Source organism: Streptomyces sp. NPDC057616 (assembly GCF_042800575.1).
Lineage (GTDB): Bacteria > Actinomycetota > Actinomycetes > Streptomycetales > Streptomycetaceae > Streptomyces.
Genome location: NZ_JBHVGU010000026.1, coordinates 1 through 25,141 on the forward strand (window position 1 = coordinate 1; position 25,141 = coordinate 25,141).

The 25,141-nt window shown below is 72.6% G+C and carries 17 protein-coding genes; 5 read left to right on the forward strand and 12 right to left on the reverse strand.

Going from position 1 to position 25,141, the window contains the following annotated elements; genetic code table 11:
- Positions 1–483 precede the first annotated feature (483 nt).
- On the reverse strand, positions 484–1,332 hold the full coding sequence (locus ACFU97_RS29265; RefSeq protein WP_384262404.1) for a hypothetical protein: 849 nt from the start codon (positions 1,330–1,332) through the stop codon (positions 484–486).
- A 488-nt stretch (positions 1,333–1,820) separates the two neighbouring features.
- Between ACFU97_RS29265 and ACFU97_RS29270 the strand changes: the two genes are divergently transcribed.
- The 4 genes from ACFU97_RS29270 (at position 1,821) to ACFU97_RS29285 (ending at position 5,401) form a co-directional block, all read left to right on the forward strand.
- Positions 1,821–2,402 carry a hypothetical protein gene (locus ACFU97_RS29270; protein ID WP_384262406.1) on the forward strand — a complete coding sequence of 194 codons (582 nt, stop codon included), beginning with the start codon at positions 1,821–1,823 and terminating at the stop codon, positions 2,400–2,402.
- Between the two features lie 249 nt (positions 2,403–2,651).
- Positions 2,652–4,316 carry an energy-dependent translational throttle protein EttA gene (ettA, locus tag ACFU97_RS29275; RefSeq protein WP_384262408.1) on the forward strand — a complete coding sequence of 555 codons (1,665 nt, stop codon included), beginning with the start codon at positions 2,652–2,654 and terminating at the stop codon, positions 4,314–4,316.
- Positions 4,317–4,322: 6 nt separating this feature from the next.
- A complete protein-coding gene (locus ACFU97_RS29280; protein WP_384262411.1) occupies positions 4,323–4,736 on the forward strand; it encodes an acyl-CoA thioesterase in 414 nt (137 codons plus the stop codon).
- On the forward strand, positions 4,733–5,401 hold the full coding sequence (locus ACFU97_RS29285) for a hypothetical protein (protein ID WP_384262413.1): 669 nt from the start codon (positions 4,733–4,735) through the stop codon (positions 5,399–5,401). The genes ACFU97_RS29280 and ACFU97_RS29285 overlap by 4 nt, the downstream gene beginning before the upstream one ends.
- 38 nt (positions 5,402–5,439) lie before the next feature.
- Here the strand turns inward: ACFU97_RS29285 and ACFU97_RS29290 are convergent, their stop codons facing one another.
- The 4 genes from ACFU97_RS29290 to ACFU97_RS29305 form a co-directional block, all read right to left on the reverse strand.
- Positions 5,440–6,417, reverse strand: coding sequence for an ABC transporter ATP-binding protein (locus ACFU97_RS29290; protein ID WP_384262415.1), 978 nt, complete (start codon positions 6,415–6,417; stop codon positions 5,440–5,442).
- Positions 6,418–6,499: 82 nt separating this feature from the next.
- Positions 6,500–9,235, reverse strand: a complete 2,736-nt coding sequence (locus ACFU97_RS29295) for an FtsX-like permease family protein (protein ID WP_384262417.1) — start codon at positions 9,233–9,235, stop codon at positions 6,500–6,502.
- A gap of 4 nt (positions 9,236–9,239) precedes the next feature.
- Positions 9,240–12,482: an FtsX-like permease family protein gene (locus ACFU97_RS29300; protein WP_384262420.1), complete on the reverse strand. Its 3,243-nt coding sequence runs from the start codon at positions 12,480–12,482 to the stop codon at positions 9,240–9,242.
- Between the two features lie 146 nt (positions 12,483–12,628).
- Positions 12,629–13,033: a globin gene (locus ACFU97_RS29305; RefSeq protein ID WP_384262422.1), complete on the reverse strand. Its 405-nt coding sequence runs from the start codon at positions 13,031–13,033 to the stop codon at positions 12,629–12,631.
- Positions 13,034–13,218: 185 nt separating this feature from the next.
- Between ACFU97_RS29305 and ACFU97_RS29310 the strand changes: the two genes are divergently transcribed.
- On the forward strand, positions 13,219–14,214 hold the full coding sequence (locus ACFU97_RS29310; protein ID WP_384262424.1) for a methyltransferase domain-containing protein: 996 nt from the start codon (positions 13,219–13,221) through the stop codon (positions 14,212–14,214).
- Positions 14,215–14,319: 105 nt separating this feature from the next.
- On the opposite strand, the gene ACFU97_RS29315 is transcribed toward ACFU97_RS29310, so the two are convergent.
- From ACFU97_RS29315 to ACFU97_RS29345, 7 genes are all read right to left on the reverse strand, one after another.
- On the reverse strand, positions 14,320–15,657 hold the full coding sequence (locus tag ACFU97_RS29315) for an FHA domain-containing protein (protein ID WP_384262427.1): 1,338 nt from the start codon (positions 15,655–15,657) through the stop codon (positions 14,320–14,322).
- Between the two features lie 81 nt (positions 15,658–15,738).
- Entirely contained in the window at positions 15,739–17,085 is a 1,347-nt protein-coding gene (locus tag ACFU97_RS29320) for a VWA domain-containing protein (protein ID WP_384262429.1), read from the reverse strand.
- 99 nt (positions 17,086–17,184) lie between these two features.
- On the reverse strand, positions 17,185–18,525 hold the full coding sequence (locus ACFU97_RS29325; RefSeq protein ID WP_384262432.1) for a protein phosphatase 2C domain-containing protein: 1,341 nt from the start codon (positions 18,523–18,525) through the stop codon (positions 17,185–17,187).
- 3 nt (positions 18,526–18,528) lie between these two features.
- Positions 18,529–21,024 carry a tetratricopeptide repeat protein gene (locus tag ACFU97_RS29330; protein ID WP_384262435.1) on the reverse strand — a complete coding sequence of 832 codons (2,496 nt, stop codon included), beginning with the start codon at positions 21,022–21,024 and terminating at the stop codon, positions 18,529–18,531.
- Positions 21,025–21,049: 25 nt separating this feature from the next.
- The gene (locus ACFU97_RS29335; RefSeq protein WP_384262437.1) at positions 21,050–22,381 is read right to left on the reverse strand and encodes a hypothetical protein; all 1,332 of its coding nucleotides are present in this window, start codon (positions 22,379–22,381) and stop codon (positions 21,050–21,052) included.
- 76 nt (positions 22,382–22,457) lie between these two features.
- Positions 22,458–23,501: a glutamate ABC transporter substrate-binding protein gene (locus ACFU97_RS29340; protein WP_384262439.1), complete on the reverse strand. Its 1,044-nt coding sequence runs from the start codon at positions 23,499–23,501 to the stop codon at positions 22,458–22,460.
- A 14-nt stretch (positions 23,502–23,515) separates the two neighbouring features.
- Positions 23,516–24,925, reverse strand: a complete 1,410-nt coding sequence (locus ACFU97_RS29345; protein ID WP_384262674.1) for a hypothetical protein — start codon at positions 24,923–24,925, stop codon at positions 23,516–23,518.
- Between the last annotated feature and the right edge of the window lie 216 nt (positions 24,926–25,141).

Here is a 25,141-nt window from a genome sequence, read left to right on the forward strand (position 1 = left end):
CCATGCGCCCAATCCAGGCGCACAGCCAAACCGAGGCAAGCGGTGTCAAGCATCAGGTGAGGCCACAGCGTCAATCATCAACCGAGACAAGACACAAGCGCCTCATCCCGGCGGGATAGGACTTTCCCTACTTCATCAAGGCCCGCGCGCGGCGCGGGCGCGCGCCGCCTCGACGGCGCGGCCTGCCTCTGTCTTCGCCCCGGCTGGCCGCGCCAAGGCGGCGCGCTTGCGAGCTGCGGGCATGGAGTGGGAGACACCCTCTGTGGCTGGGGCGGTCGGCTCCACGGCTTTAGCCACCTCCCCGGTCAGGGTCCCGCGTCGAGCAAGATCAGGGGGCCACTCGCGCTAATTGCGGTCAGGCTCAAAGCCTGCCCGAGTTGCCAACCAGCGTACGGCCCCCTGATCATGCTCGACCCCAGACCGGGCAGGCCACCGGCCAAACCCGCTCCGTCGACCTAATTTTCTGCCTTCCTTGCAGTGGTTTCATTCGGCAATGTAAAGCGGATATGCAAGTACATCATTTACCCGGAGTACCCCACTATCTGTTGGAATACACTGCTCGTCTGACATGTAAGCAATTCTGTATACGGTTTCTATTCTCCGGGGGCGTCCCGGCATTCCGCCGACAGACTTCAATTTCTCAATCGGATGACGCTCATCATTCTCGTCGCCCCACCCATTTGGCATCTCAAACTGGTCTCGCGTCGCTTGCATGACGCGATGCAGTTCACCCTCGGTTCGGTAATCCGCGCCTCCGGCCATAAAATTGGCGACCATTCGAAGGGCTGAGATGCCGGACATGAACCAGCGCATCGGCCACTTCAGTTCCCCCATCTCCTGCACCAGAAAAATGAAGGATCCTACGATGTCATATTCCCATTCGGCGGGATTTTGGGGCGGCGTCGGATCGCTTATCCAAACCGTAACGGCTTGTGGAACCTGAAGCCCTTCGAAATGCTGCTCCAGCGGAACGATGACTGGCGTAGCGATCATCTGCTCGTGTACGTACCACCCGGCATGCTCTCCGTGCCAAAAATCTCCAGCTCGATCCGGGCGAAACGCGTGGAGCTGTCCTGTTTCCCTCAGTGATTCAACGACAGCCTCGATCACGTCATGGTCGTGAGGGGTAGAAGTCTTCGCGCTAGAAGATCTGAGATGCCTTAGACTGAGAAACTTTAGAGATGCCGAGACTTCATTCTCTGACGAACTGGGACCTTGCTGCATTTCGGCGAATTGCCGATAAAGCCCCTCGATAAGCCTTTCGTTTACAACGATATACTCTTTCAATGGTCCCATGTAGCCACCTTCGTTATGGATGGTTTGTATCACCACCCTGCCATGGGCTCTCCCTCTGCGCGCCGGTTTCCTTGAAACCGTTTATGCCCTCCCTCTAGCCCTCAGTACGCGCACGTACGAGTCAGTAGTGACCGTCTGGGTCTGGCTGTCAAGACACCAGGACGCATGACTCATATGGGCGTCGGTCGAACAGCCCTGGAAAGACGGCGCGTGCCACGGCCGTGCCACATCAGGCGGTCAGCCACGGTCAACGACGGTTCGCCGCTGTCGAACCACACCGCTGAGCCGGACCTCTCCGAACCAGGGGGACCTGCACACCCTCGCTTCCTCGCACAGCCGCCCTTACAAGGCGGATGTCCCTCGTCCTGTATGGCGCCGCGGGAGCGTCTCGCCCCGTGTGGCCGGATCGCTCCCTTGTGGGTACTTCGTGTACGTGTCAAACAGTTGAGAGGCGGAGTGATCGGGGGAGGGGACGCTTCATGTCTGCGCTAGGTGACGATCGGGTTGTGCCTTCGGATTGGGCGGTGGAGCGGTTCGGCCAGCATGCCGGCAGGCTTGCCGCGGCAGTTCCGTCGCAGCTGGCCAGGGCTCACGCGCGAGCTCACGCCGTGCACCTGACGGCCCGGTTGAAGAAGCGCAGTCCCTACGGCGCAACCCTGGCCGAGGCGGTGCGCGAGAACCTGGCGGATACGGCGCGGGAGCTGGAGGAAGCCGTGCGGGACGTGCGCGGCTACGAGTACGCCGTCATCAACGACCACGCGCTCTTCCCCTTCAAGTACGCCGACCGTCCGAAGCCGCTTGATCGTGCTCGGTTGGCTGCCAATGCTTCCCCTACACGCCGCCGGATGCTCCTGGGGCACGGTCCGCAGCCTCAAGAAGGGCTGTTCCCCCTCGATGACGACCTGACGACCGAGGAGTACGAGGAGCTGCACGAGACGTTCGAGGCCCTGGGTGCCTCCACGAAGCTCGTCTGTCTCTTCTTCACGGCCGACCCTGAGAACGGCATCCACTCCATCCACTGGGGAGACGCCCACCTCGAACCTGACCGCACCTTCACCTGGCTCTACAGCGAGCAGCTCCCGGTCGCTCCCCAACCGCTTGAGTGACGGCCGAGGCCGGGCGTGACCTGCGTCATGTCGGCGACGGGCGGGTAGCTCCTGGGCCGTCCCTGGGCCGTGCGAGGCCCCTCGGCAGCGACCGACAGCGACAACCAGTGACAGGTCAGCTACCGGGGCGGTCGGCGAACGTCCAGGTCACGGACCCTCAGCCATACGGGTTTCCCCCCAGGGGTGGCGGTCAGGCAAGATGGGGTGTATCTGCCCACTGCCAGATTTCAAGCTGCCGGACGGTTTCTCTTGGCTGAGTTCATTTACACCATGCGCAAGGCGCGCAAGGCGCACGGCGACAAGGTGATTCTCGACGACGTCACCCTGAACTTCCTCCCGGGTGCCAAGATCGGCGTCGTCGGTCCGAACGGTGCCGGTAAGTCGACCGTGCTGAAGATCATGGCGGGGCTGGAGCAGCCGTCCAACGGCGACGCGTTCATCTCGCCCGGTTACAGCGTCGGCATCCTCATGCAGGAACCCACGCTGAACGAGGAGAAGACCGTCCTGGAGAACGTCCAGGAGGGTGTCGCCGAGGTCAAGGGCAAGCTCGACCGGTTCAACGAGATCGCCGAGCTGATGGCCACCGACTACTCCGACGCGCTGCTCGAGGAGATGGGCAAGCTCCAGGAGGACCTCGACCACGCCAACGCCTGGGACCTCGACGCCCAGCTCGAGCAGGCCATGGACGCGCTGGGCTGCCCGCCCGGCGACTGGCCCGTCACCACCCTCTCCGGTGGTGAGAAGCGCCGCGTCGCGCTCTGCAAGCTGCTGCTCGAAGCCCCTGACCTGCTGCTTCTCGACGAGCCCACCAACCACCTCGACGCCGAGTCCGTGAACTGGCTGGAGCAGCACCTGGCCAAGTACGCGGGCACCGTCGTGGCCATCACCCACGACCGGTACTTCCTCGACAACGTGGCCGAGTGGATCCTCGAGCTCGACCGCGGTCGCGCCTACCCCTACGAGGGCAACTACTCCACGTACCTGGAGACCAAGCAGACCCGTCTCAAGGTCGAGGGCCAGAAGGACGCCAAGCGCGCCAAGCGGCTCAAGGAAGAGCTCGAGTGGGTCCGCTCCAACGCCAAGGGGCGGCAGGCCAAGTCCAAGGCCCGTCTGGCGCGGTACGAGGAGATGGCCGCCGAGGCCGAGAAGATGCGGAAGCTGGACTTCGAGGAGATCCAGATCCCGCCGGGCCCGCGGCTCGGCAGCATCGTCGTCGAGGTCAACAACCTCAACAAGGCCTTCGGCGACAAGGTCCTCATCGACGACCTGAGCTTCACGCTGCCGCGCAACGGCATCGTCGGCGTCATCGGCCCGAACGGCGCCGGCAAGACCACCCTCTTCAAGATGATCCAGGGTCTCGAGACCCCGGACTCCGGCGACATCAAGGTCGGCGAGACCGTCAAGATCTCGTACGTCGACCAGAGCCGCGAGAACATCGACCCGAAGAAGACCCTCTGGGCGGTCGTCTCCGACGAGCTCGACTACATCAACGTCGGCCAGGTCGAGATGCCGTCGCGGGCGTACGTCTCCGCGTTCGGCTTCAAGGGACCCGACCAGCAGAAGCCGGCCGGTGTGCTCTCCGGCGGTGAGCGCAACCGCCTCAACCTCGCGCTCACCCTCAAGCAGGGCGGCAACCTGCTGCTCCTCGACGAGCCGACCAACGACCTGGACGTCGAGACCCTCTCCAGCCTGGAGAACGCGCTGCTGGAGTTCCCCGGCTGCGCCGTGGTCGTCTCCCACGACCGGTGGTTCCTGGACCGGGTCGCGACCCACATCCTCGCCTACGAGGGTGACTCCAAGTGGTTCTGGTTCGAGGGCAACTTCGAGTCGTACGAGAAGAACAAGATCGAGCGGCTCGGCCCGGACGCGGCGCGTCCGCACCGTGCCACCTACAAGAAGCTGACCCGGGGCTGATCGATCTTGCGGCACATCTACCGCTGCCCGCTGCGCTGGGCGGACATGGACGCGTACGGCCACGTCAACAACGTGGTCTTCCTCCGCTACCTGGAGGAAGCCCGTATCGACTTCCTGTTCCGCCCGGACAAGGATTTCCAGCAGGGGTCGGTGGTGGCGCGCCACGAGATCGACTACAAGCGCCAGCTGGTCCACCGGCACGCGCCGGTGGACATCGAGCTGTGGGTCACGCAGATCAGGGCGGCGTCCTTCACCGTCTCCTACGAGGTGAAGGACGGCGACGAGGTCTATGTACGGGCGTCGACGGTGATCGTGCCGTTCGACTTCGAGACCCAGCGCCCGCGCCGGATCACCGCGGAGGAACGGGACTTCCTCGAGGAGTACCGGGACGACGACAAGGAGGAGGCCGTCGCGGCATGACGGTGCTCCATCTCGCCGACGAGGGGGAGGCGGCGGATCTCGCGGCCTTCCTCTCCCGGCTGATCCACTACGACCGTTCGGCTGCGGTGCGACTGCAGGCCGCCGGGACCGCGCTCGCCGTCTTCGGGCGGCCGCCCTCCTTCGAGGTGCTGGCCGTCCGCGCGGTGCGGCTCGCGAAGCCGTACGAGAACGGCCTCGACGTCACGCTGGACGTGACCGTCTCCGCCGGTGAACTCCTGGAGTCCGTCGACGAGTCGGCGGCCACGGCGCAGGTGCCGGGTGCGGTGACGGGGCCGCCGTGGGCCGGGGTGCTGCCGCCGCGGGGCGGCTGGCGTGGCGAGCCCGGGCTGCCGGCGCCGGACGCGCTGCGGGCGACGGTGCAAGCGGCTGTCGCCGAATTCCGGTCCCGTACGCAGGAGTTGGCGGAGGAGCGGCGTACCCGCGCCGAACTCGACGCGATCGGGCGGGAGATCTGGTCCCGCACCGTCGGCGACACCCGGCTTCCGGTACGGGCCGCGCACGCGGCGCAGTCCCTGGGGTTCCTGCGGGCCGGAGTGCCCGTGGACCTGTTCTCGTCCGGGGCGTGGCTGCGGCTGCGCACGCCCTTCGGGTCGGTCGCCGTGCGGCGGGCGGGACTCGGGGCGCTGGACGTCAGCGTCCGCTGAGCCCTTGAACCTTTGAGCCTTCGGCGGGTGGCCGGCGGTCAGTCGTGGTCGCTGTCGTCCGGCCATACGGCGATGTGGTCGGGCTCCAGTTCCAGGGCGACCCGGTCGCGCATGCCCAGGGTCTCCGTGTACTCGGCGGGCAGCTGGAGGCGGCCCGCGCGGTCGAGCATGGCGTACTCGCGCGCCACCACCGTCTCGGCACCCGTCACCTCGTCGACCTCGCTGCGCCGCAGGACCTCGGTGGAGGTGCGGCCGTCCCGGATGGCCACCGTACGGCGGACCTCGCCGGCCACCGCCTGGTCGTGGGTGACGATCACGACGGTCGTGCCCAGCTGCTCGTTCGCGGTGCGGAACGCGGCGAAGACCTGTTCCGCGGTGTGGGAGTCGAGTTCGCCGGTGGGTTCGTCCGCGAGCAGGACGGCGGGGTCGTTGGCGAGGGCCACGGCGATGGCCGCGCGCTGCTGCTGACCGCCGGACATCTGGTGCGGGCGGCGGTCCCGGCAGTCGGGGATCTCCAGCAACTCCAGCAGCTGCAGGGCCCGTTCGGTCTGCTCCCGGCGTGACCTCCGCGGGCGGAGGGCCGTGCCCCGGCCGGTGAGCTGCATCGGGAGGGCGACGTTCTGGGCCGCGGTGAGGTAGGGCAGGAGGTTGCGGGAGGTCTGCTGCCAGACGAAGCCGACGGTGGTGCGCCGGTAGGCGAGGCGGTCCTTCGCGGACATGGTGAGCAGGTCGCGGCCGGCCACCCGGGCCGCGCCCGCGGTGGGGGTGTCCAGACCGGCGAGGATGTTCATGAGGGTCGACTTGCCGCTGCCGGACGCGCCGACGAGGGCCATGAGCTCGCCCTTGCGGACCAGGAGGTCGAGGCCCTGGAGGGCCTGCACCTCGATGCCGTCCGTGGTGAAGATGCGGACCAGGCGGTCGCAGGTGATGAGCGCGTCGTGGCCGTAGGAGGGACGAGCACGCCTCTCGGTGGCGCGGTGGGCCAGGTCGGCGAGGGTGGGGTTCGGTGCCGTCATCGGGCGCCTCCTGGGGCTCGGAGCGTGGGCGGTGGCCCTGATGGGGCGGTGGCAGGGCTGCCGGGTGCGGCCGTACGGGGGCTCATCGCGTATCGCCCGCCCTCAGCTCGGCCACGGCTCCCCGGCGGCCCGTCCACCACGCCTGGACCGCCGAGACCCCCACCGTCAGCAGGACGATCGCGGTCGCCGGGACCGCCAGGGACAGCGCGTCCGTGTGCAACGCGGCCTCGCGCGTGGGGGATTGGGCCGTGGCCAGGGCGATGGTCGCCAGGTCGACGCCCGGGGACAGCAGGCGGATCGTGGCCCAGCCCGTCAGGGCGCCGCCCGCCGCCGCGAGGGCCGCCTGGGGGAGGGACTCCAGGACGAGCAGGCGGCGGCTCTGCGGGCGGGTCAGGCCCATGGTGCGCAGACGGGCGAGGAGCGCCGTGCGTTCGGGCGCGGTGCGCAGCAGCGAGAGCAGAAGGGCCAGGACGGCGTAGCCGGCGCCCGCGGCGACCGCCGCCGTGTAGACGCGTTCGGCGCCCGACTGGAGGGGCGAGTCGACGTAGCCCGCGCGTTCCTCGGAGCGCAGCTGTACGTCCGCGGAGGCCGGGGCGGTGCCGCGCAGGGCCCGCGCGTCGAGGTGGCCGCCGGTGAGCAGCAGCGCCGTCGTGCGGGAGGCCGGGCCGTGCAGGCCGGCGCGGTCCACCACCAGGAAGTTGTCGCCGGTCACGGCCGGCGTGCGGTCCCGTACGGCCGCGATGCGCACCGTGATGGTCGTGCCGTCCTCCAGGCGTACCGGGAAGGGCCGGGTGCCGTACGTCCTGGCGGCCGACGGGGAGGCCAGCGCCGGGAGCGCGTCGCGGGCACCGCCTCGCCTCAACTCACCGGCGGAGAAGGCGCCGATGCGGGTCTCGCGCGTCAACTCGGCGTACTGCGCGGGGTCCACGCCCGCCAGCGGCACCGACTCCCGCAGGTCGGTCGGCTTGGCCTGGTACGTGATGCTCACCTGCGTCACCGCCCGCACGCCGGGTGAGCGTCGGATCCGGTCCGCCAGATCCGACGGCAGCGCGCCCGTCGCCTCGATGCGGGCGTCGGCGCCGACCGTGAGGAGGGCCGCCTGGTCACGGGCCTCGCGCACCCCCGCCAGGACCGAGCCGCCGAAGGCCGCCGTGGTGAGGGCGGTCAGCAGGGCGAGGAGCGGCAGGACCGCGGAGGCGGAGGTGCGGCCCGCGCGGGCCAGCGACAGATGGCCGATCGCCCCGCGCAGCCGGGCGGCCGGACGGGCCAGGCCGCGCAGCGGGAAGGGGTAGAGGCGGACCAGCAGCAGGGCCGCGGCCACGCCCACCAACACCGGTGCCAGAGCCGTCAGTTGGTCGTCCGAGGTGCCCTGCCGGCGCAGGGTCACCACCGCGCCCAGGGCCACCACGACCAGGGTGAGCTCCGCGACCGTACGGCGCCGGGAGGGCCGTACCGTGGCCAGGTCTCCGCGGGCGGCGTGCAGCCGCACCACCCGGTGGGCGGCCGCGGCGCGCAGGGGCAGGGCCGCGCAGGCGACCGCCGTGGCCGTCACCGCGGCCGCGATCGCGTAACCGGCGCGCTCGCTCGGGAGCGCGAGCAGGGCCGCGCCCAGGCCCAGCGCTCCCGCGGGCAGCGCCACCACCGCCGTCTCGGCGAACAGACGGCCCGTCAGGCCCCGCAGGGACGCACCGCGTGCGCGCAGCAGCGCGAGTTCGGTGCGGCGGCGGTCGGCGGCGAGGCCGCCCGCCAGCAGCAGGACGACGGCGGCCACGGCCGCGGTGCCGAAGGCGGCGACGGCGACCAGCGGGCGGACGCCGCCGCGGAGTTCGGTGAACACGGCCACCACGTCGTCGAGTCCGGTGCTCACCGTGGTGGACGGATCGGTCGCCGTACGGATCCTGTCCAGGGCCGGGCCCGCTTCCAGGGAGGCGATCGCCGACCTCAGGCGGTCCGCCTGATGGGCCTGGAGCACGGTGGACGAGGGCGCCAACTGCCAGTAGCGCCACAGGTTTCCGGGCGTGCCCAGCAGCGCCGGGGCGGCCTCGGGGGCGAGCAGCAGGGTGGCGCGCCAGTACTTGTCGCGGTCGGGGCCCGGTGCCACGACCACGCTCGGGCTGCGCAGGAGGGGCACGGTGGACCAGTAGGCGCCGCCGGGATCGCGCGGGGCGACGACGCCGGTGACCCGGACGGCGAGCGGGGGGCGTTCCACGCCGGGCACATGGACGACCGAACCGACCTTGAGATGCAGGCTTTCGGCGGTCGCCACGGTCACGGCGGCCTCCACCTCGGCCGTCTCGGCGGTGACCCGGTCGCCGGCGCGCGGCAGGCGTCCTGAGCGGAGCGTCGCGTGCCGCGCCAGCCCCTGCTGCGCCGCGAGGGTGAACTGCGGCGGCAGCGCGCTGAGCCACGGCAGCCAGCGCTCCGGGGCCGGCAGCGAGTCGGCCGTGCGCACCCCGTACGTCGACTGGCCGCGATCGACGGCGAGCGAGCGCGGGACGGCGGCGAGGACCTGCGCGTACTGCGGGCCGAGCGTGCCCGGCCGCAGCGCCTCCTCGCGCTGCTCCCGGGTCATGAGCAGGCCGGGCTGCTCGGCCGACACGTCCAGGCTGGTGCTCGCGGGCCGCGCCCGCTCCACGGCCCGGCGCAGGCCGGCGTCCTCGTACCGGTCGACGGCCCGCGGGAACGCGGCCGCGAGACAGGCGGTCAGCGCCACGAGCACCGCCAGTGCGCAGGCGGCACCGGGCGCGGCGCGCAGCCGCGTCCGGATCCACGGAGCCCGCACCGGGTTCGTCCCGCTCAGCCCTCTCACTCCCCTCATCGCCTCACTCCCCCTGCTCCCGCAGCGACACCGCGGGGTCGCCCCGGCGCAGCGCCGGCACCGCGGTCACGAGCAGCGGCGCCAGGGCCACCGCCGCCAGCAGTACGGCCACGTCCGGAAGGGGGAGTTCGACCCGCACCTCCGGCACCGGCCGGGTGGCCTGCGCGGTCAGCACGATCAGCGGGATCACCGCCCGGGCGAGCACCGTGCCCAGCGCCGCGCCCACCACCAGCGCGAGCGCCACCAGGACGCCCTGCTCGACGGCGATCATGCGGGCCAGCCGGCGGCGCGGGGCGCCCAGGGCGCGCAGCACCGCCAGTTCCGCGCCCCGCTCGCGCAGGGAGCCCGCCGCGCTCACCGCGAAGCCGACCGCGGCCAGCGCGGCCGCGACCCCGGCCGCCGCCGCGAACGCCGCCTCGGGGCCCGCGCCGAACGGGTCGTCCCGCAGCTGCGCGGCCGTCTCGTCCCGCACCAGGACCTGCGACGGATCGAGGTCGGGCAGCGCCCGCAGGGCGGCGGCGACACCGGCGGACTCGCCGGGATCGGTCCGCAGCCACCACTCCGTGGGCGTGACGCTCTCCCCGTGCCGGGCCTCCAGCACGCGGTTCACCGCTCGCAGGTCGACCAGCAGGCCACCGCCGGTCGAGTCGCCGGTCGTCGGCAACTCCCGTACGGCGCCCACGATCCGCACCGGCACGCTCTCCCCGCCGACGGTCACGTCCAGCCGCTGGCCGGTGCGCGCCCCCGCCGACGTGAGGAACCGGTCGGTCGCCACCGCCGTGATCCCGGGCGGAGCCGGCTGCCGGACCTGCATCCGCACCGTCAGCGACGGGCTCGCCCAGGCCTGGTCGGCCGGCACGTACCCGGTGCCGTAGGAGAAGGCCGGCGGACCCGACGAACTCGTGCCGTGCGCCGCCGGGTTGGCCGCCTTGTCCGGCGACGCGACCTGCCCGTCACCGGCCACGGTCCCCTTCCAGCCGCCCGGCAGGGCGATGTTCCGCGCGGTGCCGTCCGCGCCCGTCGCGGTCAACCCGGAGACGCGGAGCCGGTGTTGCTCGGGATGCCTGACCGGCTGCGCCATCACCAGCTGCACGGCGGTGAGGGTCAGCGGCCCGCCGGACACGGGCACGTCCAGCGCGTGGGCCCGCCCGTCGGCGGGCAGCTGACCGGCCGGCACGTCGTACGGCGTCCCGTACGCGTCCTCCAGCGTGAGCGTCACGTCCGCCGTCGTGCCCGCGCCCGCCGAGCTGTCCAGGGCCGCCGTCAGCCGCAGCCGGGCGGTGTGCGCGGGCACCTTCGCCCCGGCCGCCGTGCCCTTCGGGCCGAGCGCCCTGAGCAGCGGCCCCACAGGCTGCGACGCCAGGTCCCGGCGCATCAGCACCGTGTCCGCGGCGTGCGCGGTGTCCACGGCCAGCAGCGTGGCCGTACGGCTGCCGGACAGCGGGAGTTCGGTCCGCAGGACCGGGGCCGCCTGCCGTACGTGGGGGACCGCCGCGTACCGCTCCGTGCGCCCGAGCCCGCCCACCCCCTCGGCGAGGACGCGCACCGGCGCGCCCGCCGCGAAGTCCGCCTGGTCGTCCTGCGAGCGGTTCCAGGAGGCGCCCTGCCCGATGGCGAGCATGCCGAGCGCGACCGCGAGCACCAGCAGCAGCACCGGGCCCGCGCCGCGCATCGGGCGGCGGCTCAGCTGCCAGCCCGCCAGCGCCGCGGTCAGCCCGCGCCCGCCGGCCGCCCGGCGCTCGGCGAGCCGCGCCACCAGGGGCAGCAGCCTGAGGGTCACCGCCGTGCCGGCGAGCAGCGCGAGGGCGGGCGCGGCGACCAGCAGCGGGTCGATGCCGAGGGTGCCCGAGGTGTCGCCGGTCACCGCGCCGGAGGTCTGCCGGCCGAGCTGCCAGTACGCGACCGCGGCCACCGCCAGCAGGCCCAGGTCCGCGCCCGCGCGCACCGGGGCGGGCAGGGAGCGGGCCCGCACCGGCCCGAACCCCTCCACGGTGAGCGCGGGCAGCGTCACCGCCAGCGCACAGCCCAGTGCCACGCACCCGGCCACCAGCCACACCCCGGGCCGCCCCGCGGCCGGCACGTCCAGGCGCAGCCCGATCCGGGCCAGCGCCCCGTGCCCGGCCAGCAGCCGGGTCAGCGGCCCCGACAGCAGGGGCGCGCAGACCAACGCGGGCACCGCGAGGAACAGCGCCTCCAGGGCGGCGAGCGCCCCGACCCGGGCCCGGGAGGCGCCGCGCGCCCGCAACAGCCGTACCTCGCCCGCCCGTTCGGCGCTCAGCAGCCGTGCCACCAGCAGCAGCGCACAGCCGGCCAGCAGCGCCAGCTGCAGGGCGACGATCAGCAGGGTGGAGCGGGAGACCAGCAGCGAGCGCTCGATCCGCCCGAGGACGTCGGGCAGGGCGGTGTCCGCGACCGTGGTACCCCTGAGCGCGGGCTGCTTGCGCAGGGCCGCGCCGCCCGCGCGGGCCGCGTCGCGCAGCTCGCCGATCCGCCCGGTCGTCAGGGACGAGTAGTCGGCCGTCGCCAGCCACGCGGAGGGGCCGGTGCTCACCCGGCCGTCGCCGAGGACTCCGGGGGCGGAGAGCAGCGGGCCGTACGTCGTGAAGCCGATCGTCTTCACGCCCCGGCCGCCCAGGTCGTCCAGCCGCCAGTAGGGCGCGTCCGGGTCGACGGGCCGGTACAGGCCGGTGAGCGTGACGCGCACCTTCGGGCCGTCGAGCCGGTCGGTGAGGGTGAGCCGGGAGCCGGGCCTCAGCCCGAGCCGCCGGGCGGCCGACTGCGGCAGGGCGGCCTCGACGCGGGTGCCGTCCCGGGGTGCGCGTCCCTCCACGATGCGCACCTGCGTCGGGTCCAGCGCCGCGAGATAGGTCAGATCCGGCTCCCCTGACCGCTCGGCGGGCGGCTGCAGCGCGCGCGGAAGGGCGTACGGGCCCGAGCGCAGCAGGCTCCGCACCGTCACCGGCAGCCCGTCGAACGTCCGCCGGGCCCCCTGCCGTACGGCGCTGCCCGCAGCGGCGCGGCCCTCGGCCGGCACGTCGGCCTTGACGATGAGGGCGGCGTCGGCGGCGTTCTGGGTGGAGCGCAGCGAGTGGCGCAGGGCCGCGTCGCCGATCGCGCCCGAGTAGGCGGTGAGCGTGGTGAGGACGGCCGTGGTCAGCAGGACGGTGAGCAGCGCGGCGGTGAGCAGGAGGCGGTGCGCGCGGGCCCGCAGCAGGACGAACCGTGCCACCGCACCGAACGCCGTCACACCCAACCCCCCGTGGTTGTCCAGACCTCCGGGCGATGCTGTCAGAGGGGACGGCTCACGGGTAAGCGCTTGTACGGCGGGCTTGACCGGATCGTGACCGGATTCCGGCGCACCGCGACCGGAATCCGTTCGTCACGTGGTGCGTCTCAGTCAGGGGTGTTGATCATCGACGCGGCGGCGTACGTCAGGTACTTCCACAGCTGCTGCTCGTGCTCCTCGGACAGGCCCAGCTCGTCGACCGCGTCGCGCATGTGCCGCAGCCAGGCGTCGTGCGCCTCGCGGTTCACGGTGAAGGGGACGTGGCGCATCCGCAGCCGGGGGTGGCCGCGGTTGTCGCTGTACGTCGTCGGGCCGCCCCAGTACTGGATCAGGAACAGGGTCAGGCGCTCCTCGGCCGGGCCGAGGTCCTCCTCGGGGTACATGGGCCGCAGGACCGGGTCCTCGGCCACGCCCTCGTAGAAGCGGTGGACCAGGCGGCGGAAGGTCTCCTCCCCGCCGACCTGCTCGTAGAAGGTCTGCTCCTGCACCGTGCCGCGCCGAATCTCATTCACCCGTCCATGCTCTCAGACCGGGGGACCGAGGACTTGAGGCTTAGGGCCCGTCTTCCGGATCAGCTCGGCGTCGCGGGCTCACCTGATCCGAAACCCAGGCCCTGGGTCCCCCGCGGAAGGGACGAAATCCGGATCGGGGCGTTCCGGTGCTCGCCTCGTGCGCCGGGCCGCAGGACAGTGGACGTATGGGCGCGCATGCTCTCGACGAGAGCGACAAGGACCTCGGCGGCCTCGCGGCCTCGGCGCGGGCCGGGCTCGTGCGGGAGATCGAGGCGTCGGGGGCCTGGGCGGACGACCCGGTGTGGCGGGAGGCGTTCGAGGCGGTCCCGCGCCATCTCTTCGTGCCGTACTACTACGTCGCCGTCGTCGGCGGCTACGAGCGGCGCTGGGGCGAGAGCCCCGATCCGCGGGCTCGGGAGACATGGGTGCGCGGCGCCTACGCGGACGCCCCGCTGGCCACCCGGCTGCGCGACGGTGAGCTGCTCTCCTCCAGCAGCCAGCCGTCGCTGATGGCGATGATGCTGGCCGAGCTGCGGGTCGAGGACGGCAACCGGGTCCTGGAGATCGGCGCCGGCACCGGCTACAACGCGGCCCTGCTGGCCCACCGGCTCGGCGACGACGGCCTGGTCACCACCGTCGACCTGGAGCCGGAGATCACCGAGTCCGCCCGGCGGCACCTGGCCGCCGCCGGACACCATCCGGCCGTCGTCAGCGGCGACGGCGCGCGCGGGGTGCCCGAACGCGCCCCCTACGACCGGATCATCGTGACCTGCGCGCTGAGCTCGGTGCCGCGCGCCTGGCTCGCCCAGTGCACCCCGGGCGCCCGCATCCTGGCGCCGTTCGCCACCGGCCTGATCGCCCTGACCGTGCGGGACGCCGGTCATGCGGAGGGGCGCTTCCTGCACACGCCCGCCTACTTCGTCCCGCTGCGCGGCGCGGGCCGCCCCGAGCGGGATCAGGACGACCTCGCCGGGATTCCGCGCCGGGTCAGGGAGCACGAGGGGTTCCGGTTCCTGCTCGCCCTTACCCGCGGCACCCTCGCCCCGCAGGAAGCCCTCACCCTCTGGGAGCGCGAGGAAGAACCCCTGCGCGAGCGCTACGGCATCACGGTCGACGGCCAGCGGCAGTGGGCTTGGCTGGACGATCCGGAGGGGCCGTGCACGTGGCCCCTCCCGGGCTGAGCCGGCAGTTCGGCAGCGCCCTTGAGGGGCGCGGGGAACTGCGCGATCGGCCGCGACGGTGCCGCGGACGGACGACGGCACATCGCGGCACGTCCGGCGGGGCCTCTAGCCGCGGCGGATCGTGATCGTCGTCCAGGCGCCCACGTGCACCCGGTCGCCGTCCTGGAGCGGCACCGGCACGAAGGGCTGGATCGGCTCCTCGGAGTTGTTGACCGTCGTGCCGTTCGTCGAGTTCTGGTCGACGACCGCCCAGCTGCCGTCCGGCTGCTGGACCAGCACCGCGTGCTGGTGCGAGACGCCCGGGTCCTCCGGCGGCACCGCCAGGTCGATGTCCGGGGTGTCGCCGGTGGAGTGGCGGCGGCGCCCGATGGTGATCTGGTTGCCGCTGAGCGTGCGCTGCTGCTCGGGCGAGTACGCGGGCAGGTTCAGGCCCGCGGCCTCGGGGCCGGAGCGCTGCATCATCGCCATGAAGTACTCGCGGTCCGGGCCGATCGTCGCCATCCAGGTGGCCGGGCCGGCGGGCGGCTGCCCGTAGCCCTGGCCGGGCGGCGGGGGCGGGGCCTGGGTCGGGCCCGGCTGCTGCGGGTAGCCGTAGCCACCGCCCTGGCCGGGGCCGCCGGGACCACCGGGGCCGCCCTGACCGCCGGGGCCGCCGGTCGGCGGGGAGATCACCCAGTCGTCGTCACCGCCGCCGAAGGACGGGCCGCCGGGCTGCGGCGGCCGCCCCGTCTCCTGCGGGAAGCCGGGCGGGGCCGGCGGACCGGGCTGGTGGAACGCCTGCGGGGCCCCACCGGGGCCACCGGGACCGCCGGGAGCACCCGGGCCACCGGGACCGCCCTGTCCGCCGGGACCGGCGTGCGGCGTCGGGCCGGGCGGCGGCGGGACCGGGCGCGAGGGGTCCTGGCCGAAGCCGGACGGGTCGCCGAAGGGGCCGCCCGGGCCGGCCGGGTCCGAGCCGTAGGGCGGGCTCGGCGGGATCGGCTCGGCGGGACGGTTCATCTGCGACGGGCGCGAGCCCTGGTACTCGTACGAGTCACCGGCCCCGCCGTACGACGGGCCGGGGCCGCCCGGACCACCGGGACCACCGGGGCCGCCGGGCGGCTGCTGGAAGCGCACCGCGGGGCCGGGCGCCGGCGGGCGCGGGGCGGCGGGGGTGTAGGAGGTCGCCGTGTTCGTCAGGAAGTTCCACCGGCACTCCTCGCAGAACGGCGCGCCGCCCTCACGGGGCGTACGGCACTGCGGGCAGAGCTCCGGCTCGGGGTCCGGCACGGAGGACAGGTGGCCACGGCCGGGCTGCGGGCCCTGGCCGGGCGGCGGGAAGCCGTAGCCGCCGCCGGGCGGGGGCGGCGGAGGGGGCGGAGGCACGGCACCGGCCATGCGGTGACCGCAGACCTCGCACCAGTCGTCGGAACCCGACTGGTGTCCGTTCGGGCAGGTCGGCATGTCGGCGCTTCCCCCTCTCCTTTTCCGGCCGTATGGCCGGGTTTCTCCAACCCCGGGGGGTCGGGCTCGCTCGTTACCAGGTCACTTCTTTACACGAACAGTCTTTGTCGACCGAGTTTCGAGCGTCATCTCGTCGGCCTCCTCGACCTTCGCCTTCAGTCGCACAGTACCGGTCGCGGCGTCGACCACGTCCACCACCTTCGCAAGCAGTTTCGCAGTATCCGCGTTTCCGGAGGCGCTGGCGAGTTGAACGGCCCGGCCCAGTTTGGCCGTTGCTCCGTCGAAATCTCCCGCTTTGCGCAGGTCGAGCCCCTGCTGGATGGCCTGTGCCAGTTCGGCCTGCCCGGTGTAGTGGGCGACCTGCGGGTTGATCGACGTGGAGGCGGCCATGTCGTCGGTCCACACGGCCCGGACGAGGCCCTGGGCGCCGAGGTTCTGCGCGCTGCCGTCGGGCTGCGGGATGACCAGCGAGACCCGGGCGGCCAGCATCTCCTGGCCGATGCCCGCGGAGGGCACCTCGACGCATACGTGGTAGTCACGGGACTCGTCGCCCCAGGAGCCCGTGGGGTAGTCCCCGGCGCGCGGGCCGGCTTCCGTGCGGCGGTCGGTCAACTCCTCGACGGTCGGGGCGACTTGCTTGACGAATTTGATGGCGGTGCCCACCGGGATCCACAGCCTGAGGGTCACGTCGGCGACCTCCTTGCCCATGGCCGTCTCCATCATGTGCGTGAAGTCGGCGGCGAGGCCGGCCGGGTCGGCGACGATGTCGGCCGTGCCCAGCAGCGCGGAGGCGATCCCTGTGACTTCTTTCACTTCCCAGTCGGTGCCCACGCCCCGTGCGTCACAGGTGAACCGTCCGGCACAGGCGTCCAGGGCGGCCTTGAGGTCCTCGGGCGACTCGTGCTCGTTGCGGCCGTCGGTGAGCAGGATGCCGTGGCGGATGGCGACGTCGGCCGAGGCGAGCAGGCGGTCGGCCAGGCGCAGCCAGGTGCCGATGGCCGTGCCGCCGCCCGCGCTGAGCTTGCGCAGCGCCTGCTTGGCCTGCTCGCGGGTGGTGGCGTCGGCGACGGCGAGGCGGCCGCCGCCCGGGTAGACCTCCTTGGCGACGTGGGTGCCGCCGATCACCGCGAAGTGCACGCCGTCGCGCAGGGTGTCGACCGCGGCGGCCGTCGCGTCCCGGGCGTTGCGCATCTTCGTCGGCGGGTAGTCCATCGAGCCGGAGCAGTCGACCATGATCGCCACGGCCGCGGACGGGCCCTGTCCCGGCGCGTAGAGGTGGGGTGCGGCCACGGCGCTGCCGACCGTGCCGCCTCCGGTGGCGGTCACCGTGACGATGGCGTTGACCTCGCGACCGCCCTCCGGCAGGTACTCGTTCTGGTACACGTCCATCGAGAACTGCGGCACGTTGGACTTCGAGAAATTGGCCATGCCTACTCAAATCCCCCTTGAAAACCTCACAGTCGCGAGGTGATTCCTGGAAGTGGACCGGTCCCCTCCGATCCGGGGAGACCGCCCCCGTACGCGGCCTCAGGCCGATCCTGCCCCCTGAGGCACGGCCGGGAACGGGACGACGGCCACTGTTACGTTGTCGTGGCCCCCGCCGTCCAGGGCATGGCCCACCAGGACGCGGGCGCTGTGCAGCGGCCGGGTCGCGGCGTCCGGCGGGACGATCTCGGCCATCTCCTCCGCCGCCTCGGCGTAGTTCCACAACCCGTCCGTGCACACCACCACCACACCAGGCCGGTCCGGCTTGAAGGAAGCGGTGTGCGGCTCCAGCTCGTAGGCGTCCGCGCCGAGCCAGCCGGTGATCGCGTGGGCGCGCTCGTCGGCGTACGCCTCGGCCTCGTTCATCAGGCCCGCGGAGACCATCTGCGCGGCCCAGGAGTCGTCCTCGGTGAGCCGGGCCGGGGGCGAGCTGCGGTCCACCGGGACCCAGTAGACGCGGCTGTCGCCGACCCAGCCGACGACCAGCAGCCCGGGCGTCACGATCGCGCCGACGATCGTGCACGCGGGCGCGTTCTGGTGCGGGCTGTGCTCGCGGGCGGTGGCGGGCTCGTCGGCCAGGGCGTTGACCGCGTGCGAGGCCGTCACGATCGCGTCGTGCATGGCCTGCTGCGGGTGGGTGCCGCGCGGCAGGGCGGTCAGCAGCGACTCGCTCGCGGCCCGGCCGGCGGCGAGCGAGGCGTCGTCGGGGCGGGTCGCCGAGGAGACGCCGTCGCAGACCACGGCCACGGACGCGGGGGAGCCGTCCGGGAGGGTGGCCTGGCCGATGCCGAACGCGTCCTCGTTGCGGTGGTGGCGCAGTCCGCGGTCGCTGACCGCGGCGATCGGTCCCGCCTCCTGCTCCATGTGGTCGCGCTCGCGGGGCTGGGCGTGCCCGCAGTTCTCGCAGTATCCGTCGCTGTCGACCCGGCCCGCGCGGCAGGCCACGCAGAGCTTGGCCGTCCCGGCGGAGCCGGAGAGGTCGGCGATGCGCGGGTCCGGTGCCTGGAGCGGGTACTCGTCGGGCTCCGGCGGCCGGTCGAAGCGCACCCCGGAGGCCGGGGAGACCGGCGAACCCGTGGGCGGCTCCGGCGGCAGCGGGGAGTCGCCCGAGTCCGTGCCGGGCAGGTCCGCCGAGCGGTGCGTGGCCGCCGGGGTGTCGGAGCTGTCCGGCTCGGCGGCGAGCGGCCAGGCCGCACCGCGGTCGCCGCCGTCGGCCGGAGGCGGCACCGAGCCGTTCAGGGCGATCGTCGGGTGGTCGTCCGGCGGCGCGGGCACCGCGGACAGGTCGTATCCGCACGCGCCGCAGAAACGGTCGTCCGACTCGAGCGGCCACTCGCAGCTCGGGCAGTTCGACAGGGCGGCCTGCTGGGGCATCTGCGACATCAACTACACCCACGTCCGGGGGCGGTAACGGTTGGCACGTTCCACCAGGTCGATCCTCTCCTCGCCGCCGGGCGCCAGCCGGGCCAGCGTGCGGTACGAACGCTCCAGGCCGAAGCGGAGGCCCCGCTCGTCCAGATCGCTGCCGAGCAGCACCCGTTGAGCGACGGGCGCGGAACCCTGCCCTCCGGAGAGTATCCAGTCCAGCGCGCAGCCGAGGACCTCGGCCGACAACTGCTCCCGGCGCGCCGGGTCCAGACCGTAGGCGTCCAGCGCCTCCACCTGCCGCGCGGCGGCGGTCAGGTCGTCCAGGAACGCCGTGTCCCCGGCGGTCGCCGTACGGCCGCGCAGCCGCGCCCGCACCGCGGCCACCCGGGCGGCCGTGTAGTGGATCGACGACTCCGGCACCGACTCCAGCGTCCGTACGGCGCTCGGCCGGTCCCCGGTGGCGAGCTGGACGCGGGCCAGGCCGAAGGCGGCGCTGACGTAGCTCGGGTCGGTCGCCCACACCAGGTGGTAGTACTCCGCCGCGTTGTCCAGCTGGCCCAGCACCTCGGCGCACAGGCCGAGCGCCAGCTTGGGCGCGGGCTCGCCCGGGAAGGCGTCGTAGATCGCGTCGAAGGCGAGCGCCGCGCCCTCGTGGTCGCCCGTCACCAGGGCCGCGACGCCCCGGTACCAGACGACCCGCCAGTCGTCGGGCCGCTCCTCCTCCAGGTTGAGCAGCGCCTCCAGCGCGGTGTACGAGTCGCCGTTCTCCAGCCAGGCGCGGATCTGCCGCAGCCGGGTCTCGATCGACGGCGACGGCGCGGCGGCCAGCGCCCCGAGCAGCTCGGCCGGCGCGGTCGTCATCAGGCCCGCGAGGAAGCCGGCGTTCGGGTCCGCGGGGTCGACGCGGGGGACCGGCAGGGCGAGGGCCGCGACGGGGGAGTTGACGGTCTTGACGATCGCCGGGGTGCCGTCGGGCGAGGCGGGCAGCCGGGGCTGCTGCTTCGCCCGGGGCAGCGCCCGCGTCCCCAGCAGCGACACGTCCCCCTCCAGCTTGGGGAACAACTCCGTGTCGGTGACTCTCAGTTCGGGCCCGAACAGCGTCGACAGCGCGGGCCGTGCCCGCCCCGACTGCAGGGAGACGACCTCGCGCAGCACGCCCGTCAGCTGCTCCGCCATCTCCTGCGCGGAGGCGAACCGGCGGGCCGCGTCGGGGTCGGTGGCGCGCACCAGCAGCCGGTAGAAGGACTCGTACCGGCGGAAGACCTCGATGTTGTCCGGGTCGGGCAGGGAGTCCACGAAGACGTTCGTGTAGCCCTGGAAGTCGAAGGTGAGGACCGCGAGCGTGCGGGCGACCGTGTAGAGGTCGGACGCCACCGACGGGCCGACCTCGGCGACCTCGGGCGCCTGGTAGCCCACCGTGCCGTAGATCGCCGACTCCTCGTCGTCCATGCGGCGCACCGCGCCCATGTCGATGAGCTTGAGCTGGTCCTCGGTCTGGATGGCGTTGTCGACCTTGAAGTCGCAGTACAGCAGGTTGCGGCTGTGCAGATGGCCGAGCGCCTCCAGCGCCTCGATGCCGTACGCGCACGCCTGCTCCACCGGCAGCGGATCACGCTTGCCCGCGGCCGTACGGCGCGAGTTGGCGATCTCCTTCAGCGACTTGCCGCCGACGTACTCCATGACGATGTAGCCGTCCAGGGAGCCGGTGCGCTGGTCGAGGTGCTCGACGAAGTTGTAGATCCGCACGATGTTGGAGTGCTCGATCTCGGCCAGGAAGCGCCGCTCGGAGATCGCCGCCGCCATCGCGTCCTGGTCGCCGGTGTCGAGCAGGCCCTTGAGGACCACCCAGCGGTCGGAGACCGCCTTGTCGACGGCGAGGTAGACCCAGCCGAGCCCGCCGTGCGCCAGACAGCCCACGACCTCGTACTGGCCGTGCACCACGTCGCCGGTCTTCAGCTTCGGCACGAAGGAGTACGGGTGGCCGCACTTGGTGCAGAAGCCCTCCGTGCGGCCCGGCCGCTCACCGCGCGCCCGGCCGACCGGCGCACCGCAGTCGGAGCGCGAGCAGAACCGCTTGCGCTCGGGCACCTCCGGGTTCTCCAGGACCATCGCGCGCGGGTCGGGGCGCGGCACGTCCGGCACCTGCACCAGGCCCACGCCCAGCCGGCCTCGGGCGCTGGTGTTGGTGCTGGAGCCGGAGCTGCGCACCGACACGGAGCGGCTGGAGCTGCGGCCCGACAGGGAGCGGGAGAGCCGCCCGGAGACCGAGCGCCGCGACTTCGACGACTGCGAGGACGTACGAGAGCTGCTACGGCTGCTGGAGCGCGAACTGCCGCTGCCGCGCGAACCCTTGTTGCCGCCCGTGATGCCCGTGGCGGGCGAGCTCACCATGCCGTTCTGCGAGACCACCGGCGCCAGGCCGCAGGTGTCGCAGTACAGCTCACCGCCGCCCACGTCCTCGTACGTGCCCTCGCAGTCCGGCCGCTGGCACTGCTGCTGTGCCTGACCACTCATGACGTCACAGCACCCCCTTCGTCACTCACGCTCCCGGCCCCCTGCGGTCGGCGGGTCCGCTCTGACCCGGCACCCGCGGGGTGCTCAGCGCTTCGGCGGCCGCGTGCTGGTAGCGCAGCACGGCCTGTTCGGCGACGCGCAGGTCGCAGGGCGCACTCCACAGCATGCGGCGCGCCGCGTCGTACCGCTCGATCAGGAACGGGTCCTCGGCGAGCCCGTGCCGGGCCACCTTGGCCTTGTACGCGTCGAGGCGGCCGCGCAGCTCCGCGCGGACCGCCAGCGGTGCGGTCACCGCGGTCAGCGACTCGCGGGCCCGCAGCAGTTCGTCCTCCGCCTTCTCCTCCAGGGACTCCAGGAGCGGGGAGAGCCGGTGCCACTGCGCGTGTCTGCGGTACTCGGCGGCCGTCGCCAGCTGCTCCTGGAGCTGGGTCGGCGGACCGCTGACGACCGGCACCTCCGTGGCGGCGATCTTCGCGAGGACCTCCCCGCGCGCGGTGCGCGCCTCGGCGAGCGTGCGGTCCGCGCGGCTGAGCACGTCCCGCAGCCTCACCAGCCGCTGCTCGGCGTCCTGCCGGACGGTGAGCACGGCGTCGATCTCCCGGCGCACCTCCTCCAGGGCGCGCGCCTCGCGGTCGTAGACGGTGGTGTCCGGACGGCCGCCGCCGGGCGCCGAACTGCCCTGTGCGGGCAGCCAGTAGGCGAGCGGGTCGGAGACCACCTGTTCGCGCAGGGAGGTCAGGGTGCGCGTGATGCGCTCGAGGTCGTCGCCGGCCGGGTGCTCCCCGGGGCGCACGCCGACGGAGTGGGCGAGCTTGCGGGTGCGCTGGAGCTCCGCGGCCAGTAAGTCGATCCGCGCGGGCAGCGCCGACCAGACCGCGTCGGCGGCGACGACCATGTCCAGGCTCGTCGCGTACAGCTCGTTCATCACGTCGACCAGGGCGGCCAGCGAGAAGCGCCGGCTGAGCTTGCCCGAACCGCCGTGCAGCGTGGGCGCGTTCGCCGTGGCCATGGCGGAGTCCGCGATGGTCACGGCCTCGCCGCGCAGCAGCTCGGTCAGCTCCACCAGGTCCTCGTGGCTGGACCAGCGGCGGCGGGAGCGGATGTCCCGGGCGGAGCGCAACGCGTCCGTGTAGGCGTCGAAGTAGGTCCACAGCAGCGTGATCGACGCGTCCGCGGCCGTCCAGCGCTCCTTGGTGACGCCGGTGAGCTCCGCGCCCTCCAGGAGCCTGCGGCCCGCGTGGTCCTGCAGGGCGAGGAGCGAGGTCTCGATCGCCTCGTGCTCCGCGCCGAGCCGCGCCAGCGCACGGTCCACCTCGTCCCGGTCCATCACCGGCCCGGCGGGGTCCGTGGCGCCCATCGATCACCTCTCGCTGCTGTCGTGTGCCGTCGTGTGGTCCCTGACGTCCGTTCGCCGGCGTCCGTCCGATGATCGGTCACTTGTAGTGGGCGGTGGGAGGGGTCGCCGACGTCGACTTCTTGTCGCCCTGGTCCATGGTGGGGTGCAGCCACTTCGCGTACGAGGCGGCCCATCCACCGTTCTTGATGTAGTTCTGCAGGGTCCGGTTGACCTGGCGTACCAGATCGTCCGAACCCCGTTTCATCGCCACGCCGTAGTACTCGTCGGTGAACAGGCCGCCCTTCAGTTCGACCGTCGGGTCCTGCGCGGCCTGGCTCGCGGCGAGCGCGCCGTCGGTGACCACCGCGTCGACCTCGCCGAGCTGCAACTTCACCAGGCAGTCGAGCTGGTTGGGGACGACCGTGCCTATGTCGGTGGAGGCGGGGATCCTGCCGCCCTTGTCCGCCTTGAGGTTGTCCAGCGCGGTGGAGCCCTCGGCCGAGCAGACCTTCCGCCCGGCGAGGCTGCCGTCGTAGCCCTTGATCGTCGACTTCTTGGGCGCGAGGACCTGCTGGCCGGTCCTGAAGTAGGGGGCGGAGAAGGCGACGTCCCTCAGGCGGTCGCAGTTGATGGTCATGGTGCGCACCACCATGTCGACCTCGCCGCTCTGGATGGCCGGAATGCGCTGGTTGGTCGGGATGGCCTTGAAGGAGACCGCGTTCGGGTCGCCGAGGAGGTCCTTGGCGATCTGGTGGACGAGGTCGATGTCGAAGCCCTCCAGCGCGCCGGAGGTGTTGTTCGGGTTGAGGTAGCCCCAGCGGTAGCTGTTGGTGTCGACGCCGACGATCAGCCGCCGGTCCTTGCGGGCCTTGATCTTGTCGACGACGTCGGTGCCGCCACCGCCGGACGGCGACAGGCTCTGGTCCTGCGGGGCCAGGCCGTTGTCGCACTTCGTGTCCGCCCTGGCCTGGGTGCCGTGGGCGAGGCGCCGGCCGCCGGTGTCCGGGGCACCGCCCGACTGGGTGTGGGGCAGCAGCAGCACGAAGGCGAGGGCCAGCACGCAGACGGCCGCCATCGCGCCGACCCCGCCCCAGCCCCGCAGCCCGGCTCGCAGACGTCGGGCCAGACGGTGTGCATCCATCTTCACGCCCCCTCTCACCGGTACTCCGACAGCCTGCGCCCGATGCCCAGCACCGCGCCGGCCGCGCCCAGCACGGCCAGGACCGCGGCGCCGTAGGGCAGCCCGGTCAAGGCGTCCTTGCCGTTGCCCGCGGCCTGCTTGAACTCCGCCTGCTCGTGCAGGAGCGCCGTCTGCAGGGCCTTGTCCACGTTGTCGAAGCACACGCTCGTGGGATCCTTGCCGACGCCGATGACCTTGTCACGGGCCTGCTGGTACTCGCCCTTGTCGTTGAGTCCCTGGGCGACGCCGTGCCGGTCCTTCCACGCCTGCATGAAGCTGTTCGCGTCCTTCACGGGCTTCCTGCCCGCCGAGTCGTCCGCGAGGCCGCCGGCCTTGGTCAGCGACGTGGCCAGCCGGCCGATCTGGTCGTCGTAGCCGAACGCGTACGCGTCCACGGGCTTGCCGTTGACGTCCTTGGTGTCCGCGCCGCGGCGGATCAGACTGAGGTTCTCGTCGCTGCGGGCGGTCAGGGACGCGATGCGGGCGTCGTGCAGGACGTTGAGCGAGCGGACGCCGTGGTCGTAGGAGTCGTTCAGCCCGGCGCGGGCGACGGTGTGGCCGACGGCCAGCCAGAGCAGCACCACCGCGGAGGCCGCCGAGGCGGTGACCAGGCCGTGGTTGAGCACCCGGTTGGTGCGCAGGTAGTTGCGGCGCTGGACCCAGGCCAGACCGCCGAGCGCGACGAGGCCGAGGCCGATCGCGGGCCACGGGAAGGACTTCGCGTCGGCGTAGTCGGACTGGAGCCGCTGGTTCTCCTTCTGGTACAGGTCCTCGGCCTTGGGCAGCATCTGCTGCTGCATCTGCTCGTTGGCCGCGCGCAGGTAGGCGCTGCCCACCGGGTAGCCCTGGCGGTTGTTGGCGCGGGCCGTCTCGATCAGGCCCTTGTACTGCGGCAGCAGCGTGTTGAGGTCCTCGATGGTCTTCGCCGAGTCGGAGCCCGCCTTGGAGTTGGAGGCGGCGGTGACCAGCTTCTGCGCGGCCGTGCGGATGTCGTCCTCGTACCGCTTGCGCATCGCCGGCTTCTCCTGCGGGCCCGCGAGATAGCCGCTGGCCGCCGCCGTGTTGGCGTCGGCGAGCGAGCGGTAGATGTCGGCCGCGTCCGAGCTGAGCGGCTGGCTGCTGGTGAGCACGTCGTCGGCGGCCGTCGCGCGGTCGGTCATCTGCCAGGCGGTGACCGCGCCGAACGCGACGACGAGGAGGGCGACGAGCGCGCCGATGATGCGCAGCCGGCCCGGCTCCGTCGTGGCCGCGTCCCGCAGCCGGTCGACGCCTTCGGCGAAGGCCGTGCGGCGGGTCGCGGCGGGCTCGGACGGGACGGTGGGGTTCGGGGGCGGCGGGGGAGCGGGCTGCTGCCCCTGCTGCTGTTGCGGCGGCACGGCCGGCATCGTGGGCACGCCGGATCCCGGTGGCGCCGCACTGCTCTTCGGCGGATGTGTCACTTCGACCTCCCCCATGGTCATCCGTCGCCGCAAGTATCCCTGGCGGGTCCTGCCGGCGGCAGGGCAGGGTTCCGCATCACCCTGCCCATGAATACGCCTGGGGAATCAGTTCGGTTCCGGTCCGGGGCCGACGCCCCGGACCCTTGCTGCGGCCCGGTCGAT